1 protein-coding gene is annotated in these 234 nt (G+C 64.1%); it reads right to left on the bottom strand.

The genetic code is table 11. From position 1 onward, the window contains the following. Positions 1-234 (bottom strand): Ig-like domain-containing protein (locus ACRBB0_RS12895; RefSeq protein ID WP_431374845.1); only part of this gene is annotated, 234 nt, incomplete at both ends.

The raw sequence follows: 234 nt of genomic DNA, 5'->3' as shown, positions 1-234 counted from the left end.
CCACACCATGACCGGTCGGGGCGACCTGATCCATCGCAAGGCTCGACGTTGCCTGTGTGGCCGGGTTGCCTGCAACATCAGACACATCCGCCGTCATCGACAAAGTCCCATCGGCCAAGCCCGACAGGTCAACTGTCGCGCTCCAGACGTTGCCGGTCACGCTCGGCGACAAGCTGCGGCTGCCCGAGGCGCTGTCTGTGATCACAAGCGTCACAACTTGCCCGTCTTCCGCGC

The sequence above is a fragment of the Pelagimonas sp. genome (assembly GCF_050633425.1).
Lineage (GTDB): Bacteria > Pseudomonadota > Alphaproteobacteria > Rhodobacterales > Rhodobacteraceae > Pelagimonas.
The sequence above is the reverse complement of the archived record's forward strand: the minus strand, read 5'-3'. Positions and strand labels throughout refer to the sequence as shown.